General features: G+C 30.5%; 2 protein-coding genes. Both read right to left on the bottom strand.

What is annotated here, in order from left to right; translation table 11 throughout:
* Positions 1 to 195 precede the first annotated feature (195 nt).
* Entirely contained in the window at positions 196 to 732 is a 537-nt protein-coding gene (locus tag AX762_RS11870; RefSeq protein ID WP_071849320.1) for a helix-turn-helix domain-containing protein, read from the bottom strand.
* A gap of 45 nt (positions 733 to 777) precedes the next feature.
* A partial coding sequence (locus tag AX762_RS11875; protein ID WP_218162514.1) for an SIS domain-containing protein occupies positions 778 to 1,867 on the bottom strand: 1,090 nt, incomplete at its 5' end.

Genomic DNA, 1,867 nt, shown 5'->3' on the forward strand with positions numbered 1-1,867 from the left:
GAGTAGTGTTCAATCTTTAGAATAGCAATTTGAGACCGTTTTGAATAAGATAAGTGTTTTCCCTTACGTGCTGATGTGTTATCGTTAGAGTGCGTCATGTGAATTCATCCTGTCTATTGAGAGTTAGCGGTAACTTCAATATAACATGAAATTCACATGGCGTTTTTTATATGTTAGCCTAAGCGGCTAACTTCATTATAAAATCCAGCATATTTTTTTTTCTTCTAACGTATCTATCTCTAATTTAACAGGAAATAATTCGGATAATAATTTTCTTTTCTCTTTTTCGTTTCCTTCAATAATTAGTCCGTATGTTTTTATATTCCTAATCTGGAGCTCATATGGAAGTAGTCGTTTATTTAATTTGTCTAAATCTTTTGTTATTGTACTTCTGCTTACATAATAATCTTGGCTTAACTCTTTGATTAAAATAAGACAATCGCTTGATAATAATCTAATCAGCAACTTATTTTGCCGTTCCTCTGTAGGCAATACTCTTACTTCCTTAGATTTTACATAATTCAAGAATTTTTGTTTCTCTTTTTCTTCGCCTTGAATAAACATACCAATTCCCGGTTTTTTTATTAATGTTAAACCATATTCCGTTAGTATAGTATTTGCAGAAGATAAATCATTTCTAATTGTTTTTCCCGATACTTTAAATTTTTCTGCCATTTGATTAATGGTAACTGGCTTATCAAAATGGAGTATACTCTCTAATAATGCATGCACTCGGTTTATAAGATCACCTCTTTGTTTTTAAAAAAACAGAAATGGCTATCTGTATTTTACTCTTGTTTTCACAAGTTCTGTATACTCTTCATTTAATTCTCTATTAGGATCGTATCCTATTACTTCCGGCAAGAAAATTGCGATAACTTGCAAAACAACTGTAATATTTATTGATGAAGCTGTAAATTTTTGATAATCAATATTAATAACATTCTCGCTAGGGTTTACTTCTTTACAACTGTCAATTACTAACAAACGTTCTACTTTCTTTTCAAGATAGGTACTTGTTAATAAAGCCTCATTTTTCCCCTCTTCCTCCGTCTGGATTAAAATTACTGTTGATAGAGATGATATCGTACGATGAAAACCATGAGAAAATTCTCCAAGTTCACTTACACTTGTTGGTTTTCCAAGGGTTTCAAGTATCTTAAGCATTCCTTCTACTGCTGACCCGTAATTAGTTCCGTATCCTATTACTAATAAATGATTAATAGCTGCCCAATCTTTATGTTTTTCTAACCAATTAAGTGTTGCAGTAATTGTTTTTGGTATCGTTTCAATACTAACATTTAATTCTTTGAGGAATTCATTAAATGTTTTATCTGATACATTACCCTTTTCTTTTGCTATATTTATTGCAAGAAGTTGAAGCAATAGCAGCGAATTAATGTATCCTTTTGTCTTAGCATTACAATCTTCCAAACCACAAAGGAAATTCAAGTAATAATCACCTTCTTTTTGTACTGGAGTAGCTTCTCTTTCTGTAATTGTCAGAACTTCAAAATTTAAAGATTTAGCATATCTGATACTTTCAATTGTGCCAGAACTCGTTCCTGTTTGTGAAATAGCGATAACTAACGTTTCATTTGCATTAACGTTATCAAAAGTACTAAATTTAAACTCAGTCGGTGTATATGATTCTATTGACAGTTTGGAATATTTCTCAAAAATATTCTTTGAAACTAACGTAATATTAAGTGAACTACCTGACCCAATAAAAATTATCTTTTTTAAAGCTTTTACATTGTATTGCTTAACAAAATTTGGAATCTGACTATGATTTATCAATTCTAAAGCACGATCCGGTATCTCTTCTAAATAATTCCACATAACACTTTTTTTCATCTCTATCTTC

Source organism: Alkalibacterium sp. 20 (assembly GCF_001885615.1).
In the GTDB taxonomy this organism is placed as follows: Bacteria; Bacillota; Bacilli; order Lactobacillales; family Carnobacteriaceae_A; genus Alkalibacterium.